Here is a 15,135-nt window from a genome sequence, read left to right on the forward strand (position 1 = left end):
CCTCAGCCCCCAACCCCGCTCCCCCGGGCAGCCCCGCCCTCACCCCACCCCATCTCCCTGGACAACGCCGACCACCCCCTCGGCCGGTTGGCCGAGGGGGTGCGGGTGTCGTCAGGTGTGGCCGGTAGTGGCCGGTCAGCTCGTCGAGGGTGCGGAGGCCGGTGCGCTGGGCGCCTGGCTCGCGGCGGGGTCGCCCGCCGCCGGGCTCGCGCCGTCCGTGGCCCCGCCGGTCGGGGTGCCTGCCGAGCCGTCCGCCGGGGCGGAGGTCTGGGCGGCGGCCGCGGAACCCGGCTTGCAGCCCTCCTGCTTGGCCATCGCCGCGCCGAGCTCGCCGCGCTGCAGCTTGCCCTGGGCCTGGGTGGAGAGCGAGGCCAGCTGCCGCACCTGGTCGGACACGCTGCGCAGCCCGTCCGCGAACTTCGACCGGTCGTCGGTGGAGAGCGCGTCCACCTTCTTCTGGACGTCCAGGTACCCGTCGGCGGCCTTGTTGAGCTCGGCGACGGTGTCCTTCTGCAGGGTCGCGCCGTCGTCCACCTTGGGCGCGCCGGCCGCGTCGATCGCGGCGGCGATGTCCTGGTTGGTCTTGGCCAGGCGGCCGATGTCCGCCGAGAGGCGCTTCTGGAGGTCGGCCGGGACCTCTCCGGTCTTCACCTGGGCGGTGTCCGCCAGGGCGGTCTGCGCCTGGGCGATCGGGTCCTTGGCCGCGCCGCAGACGTTCGCCGCCCAGGACTCCAGCTGCTTGCTGTTGTCGTCGCCGCAGCCGACGGCGCCGAACGCGAGCAGCGCCCCGAGCACGGGTACGGCCAGCAGTCGCTTGTTCACCGGGAGAAGCCCTTTCGGTTTCGGTCGTCGAACTGCGAACCTACACGTCCGCCGTTCGACCCCGGTTCCCGAAGACTTCCGAGCGCTTTCCGGGGCTCAGAGCGCGAGCGCGTCGACCGAGACCGGCCAGCTCATCCGGATCAGGCCGCCCCCGGCACCGCTGGTGACCTCCAGGTCCTCGACCAGGCCGGTGAGCACGGCGAGGCCCAGGGTGTCCTCGTCCGGGTCGGCGCCGTCGGCCGCGTCGGCGGTCGGCACGGAGTCGAGGCCGGCCTCGTCCTCGACCTCGATGAGGAAACGCTTCTCCTGGTCGACCAGCGCGACCCGCACGGCGCCGGTGACGCCACCGCGCTGGTGCAGGCCGACCGCGCGGGAGCACGCCTCGCCGACGGCGAGCCGCACCTCGTCGAGCACCGACTCGTCGACCCCGGCTCGTCTGGCGACTGCCGCGGCTACCAGCCGGGCCGTCCGGACGTGCTCGGGAAGCGCGCTGAATCGAAGTTCGACGGTTGCCATCTCTCCCCCTCGGGGTGCTCCGACCGGGGCCGGAGGTACGGCCCCTGCGGGCCGGCGTCCACCGGCCCAGGGACGGCCGGACAGGCCCGGGGCCCGGTGGGCCCCGGCTGCCGGACGCGTAGGGATCGGACGGGCCGGCCACCGAGGGCCGACCCGGCCGGATCAGTCGGGTCGGCGGATCAGTCGGTCGCGTTGACCGCGTCGTCCACCGAGTTGTGGATCGGGAACACCTTGGTCAGGCCGGTGATCCGGAAGATCTTGAGAATGCGCTCCTGGTTGCAGACCAGTCGCAGCGAGCCCTCGTGGGCGCGCACCCGCTTCAGGCCACCCACCAGCACACCGAGGCCGGTGGAGTCGAGGAAGTCCACGCCCTCCATGTCGACGACGAGGTGGTAGCTGCCGTCGTTGACGAGCTCGACCAGCTGCTCGCGCAGCTTCGGGGCGGTGTACACATCGATCTCGCCGCCAACCTCGACGACCGTGCGATCGCCGACATTACGGGTCGACAGGGACAGGTCCACGGAACCTCCAGCACCTTGCCTTGCTACGTCATTGCGATCCTCGGCCGGACGGCCGCCACCGCATGGTCGCGAACCCCGGGCACGCCCAGCCAACGCGTGGCAAGCCTCAGCGCTGCGACCCCCGGCCGTACGGCCGTCACGGCCACATTCAACCACCTGCGACCATGCCCGCACGATGGCTTAGGACGATTCTCCGTCACGCCGGTGACACACTGGGTCCTCATGCCGCCGCGTCACAGCCTGCCCGAGGCACTGCTCACGACCCTGTCCACCACCCGTGGGCGGTCGGACCGGCTCACCCATACGGAGCACCTTCCCGCCCGGCCCGCCCGTTATGCGCCGTGGCCCGACTGGATCCGGCCCGAGATCACCGCATCCGCCCAGGCCCTTGGCGTCCGGCAGCCCTGGGCCCACCAGGCGGAGGCGATGAATCTGGCCAAATCCGGCCATACTGTGGTGATCGCCACAGGTACCGCCTCGGGCAAGTCCCTCGGCTACCTGGCCCCGGTCCTCTCCGACCTGCTCGACGGCACCGAGGCTCGCAACGGCCGCGGCGCCACCGCCCTCTACCTCGCACCCACCAAGGCCCTCGCCGCCGACCAGCGCCGCCGGGCCGCCGAGCTCGCCCCGCCCCGCGTCCGGGCCGCCCTGTACGACGGCGACACCCCGCCCGAGGAACGCGAGTGGGTCCGCCAGTACGCCTCGTACGTGCTCACCAATCCGGACATGCTGCACCGCGGCATCCTGCCCGCGCACGCCCGCTGGTCCTCCTTCCTCAAGACCCTGCGCTACGTCGTGGTCGACGAGTGCCACAGCTACCGGGGCGTCTTCGGCTCGCACGTCGCCCAGGTGCTGCGCCGGCTGCGCCGGATCTGCGCCCGGTACGGCTCCGAACCCGTCTTCCTGCTCGCCTCCGCCACCACCGCCGACCCGGCCGTCACCGCGCACCGCCTCACCGGCCTGCCGGCCGAGGCGGTCACCGAGGACGCGTCCCCCCGCGGCCCGATGGTCTTCGGGCTCTGGGAGCCGCCGCTCACCGAGAACGTCGGCGAGCACGGGGCGCCGGTCCGCCGGACCGCCACCGCCGAGGCCGCCCACCTCCTCACCGACCTGGTCGAACGGCAGACCCGGACGGTCGTCTTCGTCCGCTCCCGCCGCGCCGCCGAACTGGTCGCGCTGCAGGCCCAGGACCAGCTCGGCCGTCCGCTCGCCGACCGGGTCGCCGCCTACCGCGGCGGCTACCTCGCCGACGAACGCCGGGCACTCGAACGCGACCTGCACTCCGGCCGACTGCTCGGCCTCGCCTCCACCTCCGCCCTCGAACTCGGCGTCGACGTCTCCGGCCTCGACGCCGTCCTGATGGCCGGCTACCCGGGCACCCGGGCCTCGCTCTGGCAGCAGGCCGGCCGGGCCGGCCGCGAGGCCCAGGGCGCGCTCGCCGTCCTGATCGCCCGGGACGACCCGCTGGACACCTACCTGGTGCACCACCCGGAGGCGCTGTTCGCCACCCCGGTCGAGGCCACCGTCCTCGACCCGGACAACCCGCACGTCCTCGCCCCGCACCTGTGCGCGGCCGCCGCCGAACTCCCGCTCACCGACGCCGACCTGGAACTGTTCGGCCCCTCCGCCGACCCGCTGCTGCCGGTGCTGGAACGGCGCGGACTGCTCCGCCGGCGCGGCGACGCCTGGTACTGGACCCGCCGTGAACGGGCCGCCGACGCCGTCGACCTGCGGGGCAGCGGCGGGAACCCGGTGCAGATCGTCGAGGCGCCGACCGGCCGGCTGCTCGGCACCGTGGACGCCTCCGCCGCCCACACCACCGTCCACACCGGGGCCGTCCACCTCCACCGGGGCCGCAGCTACCTGGTCCGGGACTTCGACCTGGACAACTCGGTCGCCCTGGTCGAGCCCGCCGACCCGCCGTACACCACCGCCGCCCGGGACATCACCTCCATCTCCGTACTCGCCACCGACACCACCGTCGACTGGGGCGAGGGCCGGCTCAGCTTCGGTTCGGTCGAGGTGGTCAACCAGGTGGTCGGCTACCTCCGGAAGCGGATCTCCACCGGGGAGATCATGGGCGAGAGCAAGCTCGACCTCCCGCCCCGCACCCTGCGCACCCGCGCCGTCTGGTGGTCCGTCACCGAGGACCAGCTGCTCGACGCGGACATCCCGCCCGACCAGCTGCCCGGTGCCGCCCACGCCGCCGAACACGCCTCGATCGGCCTGCTCCCGCTCTTCGCCACCTGCGACCGCTGGGACATCGGCGGCGTCTCGGTGCCGCTGCACCCCGACACCGGCCTGCCGACCGTGTTCGTCTACGACGGCCACCCCGGCGGGGCCGGCTTCGCCGAACGCGGCTTCCAGCGGGCGGTCCAGTGGCTGACCGCGACCCGGGAGGCGATCGCCGCCTGCGAGTGCGAGCGCGGCTGCCCGTCCTGCGTGCAGTCACCCAAGTGCGGCAACGGCAACGACCCGCTGGACAAGGCGGCCGCCGTCCGGCTGCTGGACGTCCTGCTCGCCGGCGCTCCCCCGGCCACCCCGCCGACGGAGGGGACCGAGGCCGGAGCGGCGGACGGAGCCGTGGAGGGAACGGCGCCCGGGGCCGTGGAGGGGACGGCGGACGGAGCCGGAGCGGCGGACGGAGGCGTGCCCGAGGGCTCATGAGCCCTCCCGGTCCGGTCCGGTCTCGCCCAGCGCGGCGCGGGCGTCCTCGTCCGTCGGGGCGACCGCCGCCCGGACCGGTCCGGCCCGCGCCCGAGCTGTCGCCGGACCGACCGGCAGGCGGACCGGCAACCCGGCGACCGGCACCTCCGCCACCACCTCGACGGCGTCCGCCTCCCGGTCCACCGTGCAGGAGACGACGGAGGCGCCCTGGGCCGCCGCCACCGCACCGGCCCGGGCGCAGCCGCCGTCCGCGTCCAGCAGCAGCCGGTCGGCCGCCGCGAGCGCCGCCAGGTCGGCGGCGGCCTCCGCCCGGTGCCGGGCGCCGACCGCCACGCCCACCGAGAGCGCGGCCGTGAACGCCACGCACCCGAGCAGCGCGCAGGCCAGCAGCCAGACCGTCGCCGAACCGGTGTCGGCTCCGCGTCCGCCCGCGGCCGCCGCCCGCCCCGCGCGCAGCCGCCCGACCGACCGCCGCCGGCGCCGATGACGCCGATCGTGCGCCGCGCCCGGGGCCCGATCCGTCAGTCCGGCCATGGCCCGGCACCTCCCTCCGCGCCTCGGACCGCCCCTCGCAGGGTGTCCTCGCGGGCGGCGACGGCGCTCGCGCCCAGCCGTACCGCCAGGACCTCCGCGAACCGCCCCGGCATCGCGTACGGCGCCGCCACGGTGACCCGGACCGTGTCCGGCGCCGGATCGACCAGGACCACCGCCCCCGGCGGCGCGGCCGCCCTGGCGAGCCCGGCGGCGTCGGCCTCCCCGCGCGCGGCCGCCCTGGCGCCCACCCGTGCCGCGTCCACGCACCGGAGCTGGGCGGCCGCCGCGAGCACGGCCCACACCAGCATCGCCGCCAGCAGCACCAGCGCCGGCAGCGCGACGGCGGTCTCGGCGGTGACGAACCCGCCGTCGCCGCACCGCCGTCGCCACAGCAGCCGCGCCCGCGTTCGGCACCGGTCAGGTCGCATGGAGCGCCCGGTCCAGGGCGTCGGTCAACGCGGTGATCGTCGCCGTGCTGGTCGCCACCTTGTACAGGGCGGCCGCCAGCGCGCACGCCGCGAGCGTGCCGACCGCGTACTCCGCCGTGGTCATCCCGGCGTCCACCCGCCCTCGGGCCCGGGTCCGGGCGTAGGCCCGACCCCACGCCCGGACCACACCCCCGGACCGGACCGGGACGGCCGTGGACTTGATCACTGCACCCATGGTTCTCCTCCTTGCACCTTGCGTTGATGGGGATTTCGAATTCGACGTTGGTCATTCGTCACATCGCCTGCGTGAAGCGGGTGGTGAGGCCGATGACCACCGGGACGACACCGGCCAGGACGAAGGCCGGCAGGAAGCAGAGCCCCAGCGGCGCCGTCGCGAGCACCCCGGCCCTGCGGACGCGGGCGTGTGCCGCCCGGACGGCTTCGGCCCGTTGGGCGTTCGCGAGGCCGGTGAGCGCCCCCGCCGCCGGAGCGCCGCTCAGACTCGTCCGGACCAGGCAGCGGGCCAGTGGCGCCAGCGGCGGGTGCTCCTCGCCCAGCCGGCGCCAGCAGAGCTCCGGCGGTGCGCCCAGGGCGAGTTCGGCCGCCGCCGCCACCAAGCGGGGACCCATCGGGGCGGCCACGCTCCGGCCGACCGCCGCGACGGCCGCCGCCGGCGAGGCCGCCGAGCCGAGGCAGGCGGCCAACAGCTCGGCGGTGAGCGGAAGTTGTCGAACCAGCCGGGCCTCCGCCAGCTCGGCCCGCCGCTCCGCCGGGGACCTGGCCCGCGGCATCCACCGGTGGAGTCCGGCCACCAGCAACCCGCCCGCCAGCAGGCCTCCCGGACCGCCGAGGAAGGCCGCCGCGCCGAACCCGGCGCCCAGCACCGCCGCCGCCCGCCGGACCCGCCCCGCCACGGGGCTCGCCCGCAGCGCCGACCGCGCACCGCCCCGTCGCCGGTTGCCGGTTCGTCGCGGCGCCGACGCACCGCCCCACCCGAGCGCGGCCGCCACCCGTCGGCGCCCGGCCCGCCGCCGGAACCACCCGCCGAGGAGCGAGGTGCCGGCTGGTGCGGCCGCCCCGAGCGCCACCCAGTCCGTCACCCCCGCCATCCGTTCCTCACCTCCTCGACCGGGACGGGGCAGGGCCCCGGGTCGACCTCGCCACCGCCCGGGCGCCGCCCGGTCCGTCCGACCAGCACCCCGGCCGTCCCGGGGCCACCACCGCTCACCTCCCACCGGGCCGCCCCGCGCCGCCCGTCACCCCCGTCACCCCCGGCAGCCGCCGGGGCCACCACCCGCCTCACCCCGACAGCACCTCCCGCCGGAACGCGCCGCTCGGCCGCCCGGCACGCGCCCGGGTCCGGCTGAGCCCGCACCGCCAGTCCTCCTCCGCTTCACCCCGATCGCCGCCACCACCAGGGCCACCAGGGCCACCAGGGTTGCCGGAGCCGCCACCGTCCGCCGCCGCCCGCGTACGGCCCTCGGGCGGAGCGTCCAGGGCCCCCTCGGAGGCCGCCCGGACGATCCGGGCCGTCCAGGCGAGGCCGAGCCCTTCCAGGGCCGCGCCCGCCACCAGGCAGGCCAGCCCGGCGGGCGTGTGCAGCAGGACGTCCAGCGGCCGGGCGCCGAGTGCCGCGCCGAGCAGCAGTCCGGCGAGCGGCAGGGCGGCCAGTACGGCGACCGTGGTGCGCGGCGCCGCCAGTTCGGCGGCGATCTCCTCCGCCAGCGACCGCTCGACCCGCAGGGCCTCGGCGACCCCGTCCAGCCCGACCGCCAGACCCGAGCCACCGTCGGCGGCGACCTGCCAGCAGGCGGCGATCGCCGCCGCCCCGCTCCCGCCCGGCAGTTCGGCCAGCAGCCGGAACGCCGCGGGTACATCGGCCCCGTACCGGCCGGCCGCGAGCCGGGCGACCGGCTCCACGCCGAGCCGCTCCAGCGCCGCGCGGTCGGCGGCGATCCGTGTGGTCACCAAGTGCAGCGCCTGCTCGGGGGTCGCCCCACCGCGCAACTCGCCCGCCAGCCCGGCGCACAGCTCCACCACGGCCGCCGCCCGGTGCCGGGCCTCGGCCGCCACCGCGCGCCGCAACCGCCGGCGCCGCAGCGGCAGGACGGCCGCGACCGCCGCCGGCACGGGGACGAGCGAGCCCGTCAGCCACCCGGCCACCAACCCACCCGGCAGGAGCAGCAGTTCGGGCGCGCGCCGAACCGCCCACAGGAGCCCGCCCGCACCTCGCAGCACCCCGGCCACGGCCCCCGCACACCGACCGCCGCCGTCGCCCCTGCCACCCTCGGCGCCGTCGCGCTCGGCCAGCACCGCGCCGCTCCGCCGGACATCCGCCAACTGCCGCTGGAACCCGCACCACCCGGCCACCGCGGCACCGAACAGCACCGTGACCGACAACAACGCCATCCGGTCATCCGCCAGGCCCACCGCACCCACCGCGTCCCTCTCCCTTCCTCCGACCGCCGCCCGCCCCGAGCAGCAGCACCGCGCCCGCCACACACCCGGCCAGCAGCAGCCCGAACACCGCCTCCGCCCACCCCGCCGTCACGGCGGACCGCCGGTGAGCACCACGCCCCGGGCGGCGAGCAGCCGGGACAGCCGCGCCCAGCCCGCGCCGGGCACCGTGTCGCCGTCCGCCGTGAAGGTCACGGCGGGCGTGGTGACGGCGAGCCCGTGCCGGTCGCCGCCCAGGGTGTGGATCTCGGCGACCCGGCGCCGCCCGGTGCCCGGCTCCCGAACCAGGTGCACCACCAGGTCCAGCGCGGCCCGGAGTTGGCTGTGCAGGGCCGGCCGGTCCAGCCCGGCCATCGAGCCGAGCGCCTCCAGCCGGACCGGCACGTCGGCCGCCGTGTTGGCGTGGACGGTGCCGGTGCCGCCCTCGTGGCCGGTGTTCAGGGCGGCCAGCAGGTCCGCCACCTCCGCCCCGCGCACCTCCCCGATCACCAGCCGGTCGGGCCGCATCCGCAGCGCCTGGCGGACCAGGTCCCGCAGGGTCAGCTCGCCCAGCCCCTCCTGGTTGGGCGGGCGGCTCTGCAGCCGCACCACGTGCGGGTGGTCCGGCCGCAGCTCGGCGGAGTCCTCGGCGACGACGATCCGCTCCTCCGGCCCGACCAGGCCGAGCAACGCCGCCAGGAGCGTGGTCTTCCCCGTCCCGGTACCCCCGCTGACCAGCAGCGAGAGCCGGGCCCGCTGGACGGCGGCGAGCAGTTCGCCGCCCCTCGGCGGAAGCGCCCCACCGGTCACCAGCTCGTCGAGGGTGAACGGCCGGGAACGGCACACCCGCAGCGAGATGTGGGTGCAGCCGGCCGCGATCGGCGGCAGGACGGCGTGCAACCTGGTGCCGTCCGGCAGCCGGGCGTCCACCCAGGGCCGGGCGTCGTCGAGGCGCCGCCCGGCCGCCGTGGCGAGCCGGTGGGCCAGCCGCCGCACCGCCTCCGGATCGGCGAAGTGGACGCCGGTGGCCCGCCGCAGGCCGCCGCCCCGGTCGAACCAGATCTCGTCCGGCCCGTTGACCAGGACGTCCGTGACGTCGGGCGCCGCCAGCAGCCGGTCCAGCGGGCCCGCACCCACCAGTTCGGCGCACAGCGAGCGCACGGTGTCGAGGGCGTCACCGCCGCCGAGCGGCGGCCTGGCGGCCCGCAGCGCCGTCGCCACGGACCCGGCGGTCGGCGCCGCCCCGGACTCGGCCAGCCGCAGCCGGACGGCGTCGACCAGCGCCGCCGCCCGCTCCTCCCGGGCCGTCCGCCCGTAGGCCGGCGGCTCCGGCGGCTGACCGGGCACCGGGAGCAGCCCGAGCGCCGGAACGCTCCGCAGCGCCCGGTGCTCGCGCGGGCCGCCGGGGCCGCCCGCGCTCCCCGTCCCGCTCGTCCTGCGCAGACGGACCATCAGTAGACACCCCCTTCGACCGCCCGCACGGGCGGCAGCACCTCGTCCAGGAAGGCCCCGCAGAAGCGGGCGAGCGGCCCGTCCTCCCGGATGCCCGGCGGCACGCCCCGCTCGACGTCGGCGGCCAGGCCCGGTTCCGGCTCCAGCACGCCGGCGAGCTGCAATCGCAACCCCTTGGCGATCGTGTGCGCGGGGAGCCCGAACGGCCCCGGCGGCCGCACCACCGCCCGCACGTCGTCGAGCCGCATCCGGACGGCCGCGGCCACCCGGTCGGCGGCCGCCACCGCGCGCAGCTCGGCCGGCACCACCAGCAGCGCCGTGTCGGACTGCTCCAGCGCCTGCCCGGCCGCCGGATCGAGCCGGCGGGGCACGTCAACCACCACCAGGCCGCCGCGCCGGCGGGCGGCGGCGAGGACGCTGCGCATCGCCTCGGGCGGCACCGCCAGGGTGTCGCTGCGGTCCCAGGACAGGCAGGACAGCGTGCCGAGCCGCTTGAGCGCGGGCAGCGCCCGGGCCAGCTCGGCGCCGCTCACCCGGCCCCGGGACCCGGCGAGGTCCGGCCAGCGCAGACCGGCCGCCGTCTCCCCGCCGAGCAGGATGTCGAGCCCGCCGCCCAGCGGGTCGCCGTCGACCAGGACGGTCCGCAGGCCCCGGCGCGCGGCGGTGACCGCGAGCGCGCAGGACAGGGTGGAGGCGCCCGCCCCGCCCCGGCCGCCGAGGACGGCGACGGTGCGGGCCGGGGCACCGACCCCCTCGACGGCGTCGGCGATCCGGTCGAGCAGCCAGGCCTCCGCGTCGGGCAGGAAGAGCACGTGCTCCGCGCCGAGTTGGACGGCCCTGACCCAGACGCCGGCGTCGTCGAGGTCCAGCCCGAGCAGCAGCACCCCGGGGCGCCGGGGCAGCCCGGCGCAGTGCCCGGTCCGGTCGTCGCCGACCAGGACCAGCGGCGCGCCCTCCCAGAGCTCGCGCGGCGGGGACCCGCCGCGGATCAGCCGCGGTTCGGTGCCGGCCGCCGCGCAGATCCGCAGCAGGTGCTCGGCCAGCCCCTCGTCCCCGGTGAGGACGAGCGGTCCGGCGGGCGCCGGCCCGCCGGTGGTGGCGTGGTCGGTGATGGGCTTCGACATGGGCGGCTCCCCTGTCCTGGTGCCCGCCGCACGGGGCGGCCGGGCACGCGTCCGGTCGGTTCGGCGGCCGGTGCCGGGCCCGCAGCACGGGCCCGACGACCGCTGCCGGACATCACGGTGGACCGTGATCCCGATTCCGTCCGCGAGCTTCCGATTCCCTGTGGACAACTCGGGGCTGTGGAGGAAAACGTTCACTCGGACGGGGGGCTATTGGACAAAGAATTGACGAAACGAGCTCACCGAGATGAACCGGCATACCGGCGGGAGTGGATCGTGAGTGGATAGCGCGGGGCGGACCGCGCACTCCCCGGGGCAGGTCCGGCCGCCATTCCCGATCCGGGACGGGCCGAGGTCAGCCATGAGCGATGCTCTACGGAGAGTGACGAAAACGGTGTGACACCCCCGACCGCCGACACCCCCTGTAGACACCACCGGGGTCCGTCGGCTCATCGGCCGCAACAGCTGTTCAAGCCCTGAAAATGGCCCCGGACGTGCGACGACCCCCGCCGGGGGGGAGAGCGGGGGTCGTCTATCCACGGCCCGACTCGGGGGGGAGGAGCCGGACCGGGTTAGCACGGTCGCGAACGATCCGTGACTTCCATGGTGTACCCGAGCGGCCAGAAACACAAACCCGCACGCCCACGAGTACGCCGAATGGCGGCCTGTTTTGCGGTGCCCTCTATCCTCGGTTCCCGTGGACACCACCGAGAACGCCGACGAGTACGCCGACGAGTCCCCGGACTCCACCGCCGCCGACGCCGCCGACACCGCGACCGCCGGCGCACCCGGCACCGCGACCGGCGCCGGCACCGACGCCGTGACCGGTGGGGCGCCCGGGCCCACCGGGGCGCCCGTGCCCGGCACGGGCCCCGGAACCGCCGGCTCCGCCGCGCCCGTCGCCCGCCCGTCGGCCGCCCGGCCGCGCCAGACCGGCCCGCGCACCGCCGCCTTCTTCGACCTCGACAAGACGATCATCGCCAAGTCGAGCGCCCTCGCGTTCAGCCGTCCGTTCTACCAGGGCGGTCTGATCAACCGTCGGGCCGTCCTGCGAAGTGCGTATGCCCAGTTCGTCTTTCTGGTGGGCGGCGCGGACCACGACCAGATGGAGAAGATGCGCGAGTACCTCTCCGCGCTGACCCGGGGCTGGAACGTGCAGCAGGTCCGCGAGATCGTCGCCGAGACCCTGCACAACCTGATCGACCCGATCATCTACGACGAGGCCGCCTCGCTCATCGAGCAGCACCACGCGGCCGGCCGCGACGTGGTCATCGTCAGCAGCTCCGGCTCCGAGGTGGTCGAGCCGATCGGCGCGCTGCTCGGCGCGGACCACGTGATCGCGACCCGGCTGAAGATCGAGGACGGCTGCTACACCGGCGAGATTGAGTACTACGCCTACGCCGAGAACAAGGCCGCCGCCATCCGGGAGTTGGCCGAGGTCGAGGGCTACGACCTGGCCGAGTGCTACGCGTACAGCGACTCGTCCACCGACCTGCCGCTGCTGGAGGCGGTCGGCCACCCCTCGGCGGTCAACCCGGACCGCGCGCTGCGCAAGGAGGCGGTGGCCCGCGAGTGGCCGGTGCTGGTCTTCGACAAGCCGGTGGAACTCCGGCGGCGGCTCCCGGAGTTCTCGGCGCCGAGCCGCTCGGTGCTGACGGCGGTGGCGGCCGGCGCGGCGGTGCTCACGGCCGGGGCGATCTGGTACGCGGCCCGGCGCCGGCGCCCGGCGGCCTGACCGCCGGGGGCGGAGGGCGCGTCACCGGACCGGGTCACACCCACAGGTTTGGGACAAAACGGGCAAAAGCCGAAGACTTCTCGTTTCGGGTTCCCCTTTCGCCCGAAACGCGATACAAATGAAGCACGGCCCGCGAGACCCGGTCAGGACCGAAGAGGTCAAACCGACAACGCAGTTCAGGCCCCACGGACCGCGCGTACAGATAACCGAGCACCCACATGCAGCCGACCCGCTGTCGGGCCGCCGGACCAGACGAACGGGCAGGATCCCCGTCTGATCGGCACTTCCGGTGCATGCATGGTCACCCGGCATCTGTGCCAGCGGCGGCACCCGGCAGGATCAGGTGCCGCCGCATCTCGCTGTCCGAGCCCGGAGCGGCCCACCGGACCCCTCCGGGACACCCCGGCCCCGCGACCGGTCAGACCATGCCGCGCTGCATCGCCTCGCAGACCGCCGTGCTCTCCCGCACCCCGAGCCGCAGCGCCCGGCCGCAGTGGCCGATCCACTCCGCCAGCCCCTCCGGCGTCCCCGCCAGGTAGCCGGCCAGCGCCCGCCGGTAGGCGTCCGTCCCCAGTTCGACCAGGCCGACCTCGACCGGGCAGATCGACTTCGGATCGAGCCCCTCCGCGATCAGCACGATCCGCTGGGCCGCGCGGGCGATCACGCCGTTGTGCGAGCCGAACGGCCGCAGCGCCAGCAGCTCCCCGTGCACGACCGAGGCGACCACCAGGGCCGGCGTACCGACGCCCTGGCCCTCCGCGCGGGCCACCAGCAGCCGGGAGAGCTGGTCCAGCCGGGCGGCGACCTCCTCCGCGCCAGGAGCCTGCGGCAGCGCCGGCACCGGCCCGTCCGCCCGCGCCGCAGCGGCCGCCCGGTCGGCCCCGACCGGGGCCGCGACACCCTCCACCGGCTTCAGCTCCAGCGGGAAGGGGTCGTCGGCCGCCTCCCCGGCCCGGCGCGGCCGACCGGCGGCGGGATCGGAGTCTCCGACCGCCAGCAGGTGCAGCCGGGCCAGCACCTGCAGCGGCGAGTGCCGCCAGACGCTCAGCAGCTGGCCCGCCTCGGCCGCGATCCGCAGCGCGGCGCCGACCGTCCGGGCCTCGGGGTCGGCGCTGAAGTCGCTGCGGCGCCTGACCTCCTCCAGGGGCCAGTCGGCCCCGGCGAGCGCGGCGGAGGCCCGGGCCCCGCGCAGGGCGGACTCGGAGGTGACCTCGGCCGCGCGGCGGCGCATCACCCGGTGGCCGTACAGGCGGTCGACGGCCTTGCGGACCTCGGCCACCGCGTCGGGCACCCCGGGGAGCTGGGCCAGCGGGGCGAGGGGATCTGTTCCAGTGCTCACCTACCCGAGAGTAATTCCCGGGCGCCGCGGCCGGAACAGCAACCTCGCTTCACCCATTAGAGGCAATCCTCACTTCCCTCCGACAATCGGCCCGAAACCCCGGATAGCATGACCGCTGTCGAAGACGATAACGATTTCCAACTCTGGAGATCGTCGGCCTCGTCGCGGTGCGGACCCACGACCGCGGCGGGCCCAGGAGCGAGAGCCGGAGTCCCAGATGAAGATCGCCTTCGTCGGCAAGGGCGGCAGCGGCAAGACCACGCTGTCCGCACTGTTCATCCGCCACCTGGCCGCCGCCGGCCGCCCGGTCCTCGCCGTCGACGCCGACATCAACCAGCACCTCGGCCCGGCCCTCGGCCTGACCGACGAGCAGGCCGCCGCACTGCCCTCGCTCGGGGCCCACCTGCCCGGGATCAAGGAGTACCTGCGCGGCGACAACCCGCTGATCCGCTCGTCCGAAGAGATGATCAAGACCACCCCGCCGGGCCGGGGCTCGCGCCTGCTCCGGATCGTCGAGGAGAACCCGGTCTACGCCGCCTGCGCCCGCCCGATCGCGCTGGACGAGGGCTCGGTGCGGCTGCTGGCCACCGGCGCGTTCACCGAGGAGGACCTCGGCGTCGCCTGCTACCACTCCAAGGTCGGCGCGGTCGAGCTGCTGCTCAACCACCTGGTCGACGGCCGGGACGAGTACGTGGTGACCGACATGACGGCCGGCTCCGACTCCTTCGCCTCGGGCCTGTTCACCCGCTTCGACCTGACCTTCCTGATCGCCGAGCCGACCCGCAAGGGCGTCTCGGTGTACCGGCAGTACCGGGACTACGCGCGCGACTTCGGCGTACGGCTGCGGGTCGTCGGCAACAAGGTGCAGGGCCCGGACGACCTGGCCTTCCTCCGCCGGGAGGTCGGCGACGACCTGCTGACCGCCTTCGGGCAGTCCGACTGGGTGCGCCGACTGGAGCAGGGCGTGCAACCGCCGCTGCGCGCCCTCGAATCCGCCAACCGTGCCGTGCTGGACGAGTTGCGCGCGGAGGCCGACGCCGCGTACGGGCTGCGGGACGCCCGCCGCTACGCCGAGCAGGCCGTCCTCTTCCACCTCCGCAACGCCGAGAGCTGGGCCAACGCCAAGGTCGGCATCGACCTCGCCACCCAGGTGGACCCGGACTTCGTGCTCGGGGGCGAGCCCGCGATGAGCGACGCGCCCGCCTGAGCGACGTGCCCGCCTGAACGCCCGCACCCACCCGGGCCGCACCCCCGCACCCCGCAGCACCGACGGGCCGCGACCTCCCCGAACCGGGAGGATGCGGCCCGTTCCGCTTGCCCGGCACCGCCGGCTGCGGCCGCACCAGCAGATTCCCGCCCGTTCGACCACCACCCAATGGGGTGAATCGGGCGGTTATTGACTTTCGCCCAGGATGACGCTGTGCAAAGCTCTCATTACCCTCGGTTTACCGAGTCTTGATGTTCCGCGTAGGTCCCATCGGGACCCTCTGATGGTCCACGGTCCGGCCGGTGACACCCGCACTCCCGGCCCGACCACGCCATCCCGCCACACCGTCGCGACCCA

The 15,135-nt window shown here is 75.7% G+C and carries 14 protein-coding genes; 3 read left to right on the top strand and 11 right to left on the bottom strand.

Going from position 1 to position 15,135, the window contains the following annotated elements:
- Positions 1 to 135: 135 nt before the first annotated feature.
- The 3 genes from AB0N76_RS00965 to bldG form a co-directional block, all read right to left on the bottom strand.
- On the bottom strand, positions 136 to 822 hold the full coding sequence (locus AB0N76_RS00965) for a small secreted protein (RefSeq protein WP_363552142.1): 687 nt from the start codon (positions 820 to 822) through the stop codon (positions 136 to 138).
- 96 nt (positions 823 to 918) lie between these two features.
- Positions 919 to 1,338, bottom strand: coding sequence for an ATP-binding protein (locus AB0N76_RS00970; protein WP_363552144.1), 420 nt, complete (start codon positions 1,336 to 1,338; stop codon positions 919 to 921).
- Between the two features lie 179 nt (positions 1,339 to 1,517).
- Positions 1,518 to 1,859: an anti-sigma factor antagonist BldG gene (bldG, locus tag AB0N76_RS00975; protein WP_363552146.1), complete on the bottom strand. Its 342-nt coding sequence runs from the start codon at positions 1,857 to 1,859 to the stop codon at positions 1,518 to 1,520.
- Between the two features lie 222 nt (positions 1,860 to 2,081).
- Here bldG and AB0N76_RS00980 point away from each other — a divergent pair, with 222 nt between their 5' ends.
- On the top strand, positions 2,082 to 4,526 hold the full coding sequence (locus tag AB0N76_RS00980) for a DEAD/DEAH box helicase (RefSeq protein WP_363552148.1): 2,445 nt from the start codon (positions 2,082 to 2,084) through the stop codon (positions 4,524 to 4,526).
- Here AB0N76_RS00980 and AB0N76_RS00985 read toward each other — a convergent pair.
- The 7 genes from AB0N76_RS00985 to ssd form a co-directional block, all read right to left on the bottom strand.
- Positions 4,521 to 5,060: an Rv3654c family TadE-like protein gene (locus AB0N76_RS00985; RefSeq protein ID WP_363552150.1), complete on the bottom strand. Its 540-nt coding sequence runs from the start codon at positions 5,058 to 5,060 to the stop codon at positions 4,521 to 4,523. The genes AB0N76_RS00980 and AB0N76_RS00985 overlap by 6 nt on opposite strands.
- Positions 5,048 to 5,488, bottom strand: a complete 441-nt coding sequence (locus AB0N76_RS00990; RefSeq protein ID WP_363552152.1) for a TadE family type IV pilus minor pilin — start codon at positions 5,486 to 5,488, stop codon at positions 5,048 to 5,050. The genes AB0N76_RS00985 and AB0N76_RS00990 overlap by 13 nt, the downstream gene beginning before the upstream one ends.
- Positions 5,478 to 5,723: a DUF4244 domain-containing protein gene (locus AB0N76_RS00995; protein ID WP_363552154.1), complete on the bottom strand. Its 246-nt coding sequence runs from the start codon at positions 5,721 to 5,723 to the stop codon at positions 5,478 to 5,480. The genes AB0N76_RS00990 and AB0N76_RS00995 overlap by 11 nt, the downstream gene beginning before the upstream one ends.
- Before the next feature lie 58 nt (positions 5,724 to 5,781).
- Complete coding sequence (locus AB0N76_RS01000) at positions 5,782 to 6,597, bottom strand: type II secretion system F family protein (protein WP_363552156.1); 816 nt, start codon at positions 6,595 to 6,597, stop codon at positions 5,782 to 5,784.
- Positions 6,598 to 6,787: 190 nt separating this feature from the next.
- Entirely contained in the window at positions 6,788 to 7,897 is a 1,110-nt protein-coding gene (locus AB0N76_RS01005; RefSeq protein ID WP_363552158.1) for a hypothetical protein, read from the bottom strand.
- A gap of 138 nt (positions 7,898 to 8,035) precedes the next feature.
- Positions 8,036 to 9,376: a TadA family conjugal transfer-associated ATPase gene (locus AB0N76_RS01010; RefSeq protein ID WP_363552160.1), complete on the bottom strand. Its 1,341-nt coding sequence runs from the start codon at positions 9,374 to 9,376 to the stop codon at positions 8,036 to 8,038.
- A complete protein-coding gene (ssd, locus tag AB0N76_RS01015; protein WP_363552162.1) occupies positions 9,376 to 10,500 on the bottom strand; it encodes a septum site-determining protein Ssd in 1,125 nt (374 codons plus the stop codon). The genes AB0N76_RS01010 and ssd overlap by 1 nt, the downstream gene beginning before the upstream one ends.
- Before the next feature lie 694 nt (positions 10,501 to 11,194).
- Here ssd and AB0N76_RS01020 point away from each other — a divergent pair.
- A complete protein-coding gene (locus AB0N76_RS01020; protein ID WP_363552164.1) occupies positions 11,195 to 12,232 on the top strand; it encodes an HAD-IB family hydrolase in 1,038 nt (345 codons plus the stop codon).
- Positions 12,233 to 12,650: 418 nt separating this feature from the next.
- Here AB0N76_RS01020 and AB0N76_RS01025 read toward each other — a convergent pair whose 3' ends face one another.
- Positions 12,651 to 13,571, bottom strand: a complete 921-nt coding sequence (locus AB0N76_RS01025) for an oxidoreductase (protein WP_363552166.1) — start codon at positions 13,569 to 13,571, stop codon at positions 12,651 to 12,653.
- A gap of 217 nt (positions 13,572 to 13,788) precedes the next feature.
- On the opposite strand from AB0N76_RS01025, the gene AB0N76_RS01030 reads away from it, so the two are divergent.
- Positions 13,789 to 14,778: an ATP-binding protein gene (locus AB0N76_RS01030; RefSeq protein WP_363552168.1), complete on the top strand. Its 990-nt coding sequence runs from the start codon at positions 13,789 to 13,791 to the stop codon at positions 14,776 to 14,778.
- Positions 14,779 to 15,135 lie beyond the last annotated feature (357 nt).

The organism is Kitasatospora sp. NPDC093806 (assembly GCF_040683335.1).
Classification (GTDB): domain Bacteria; phylum Actinomycetota; class Actinomycetes; order Streptomycetales; family Streptomycetaceae; genus Kitasatospora.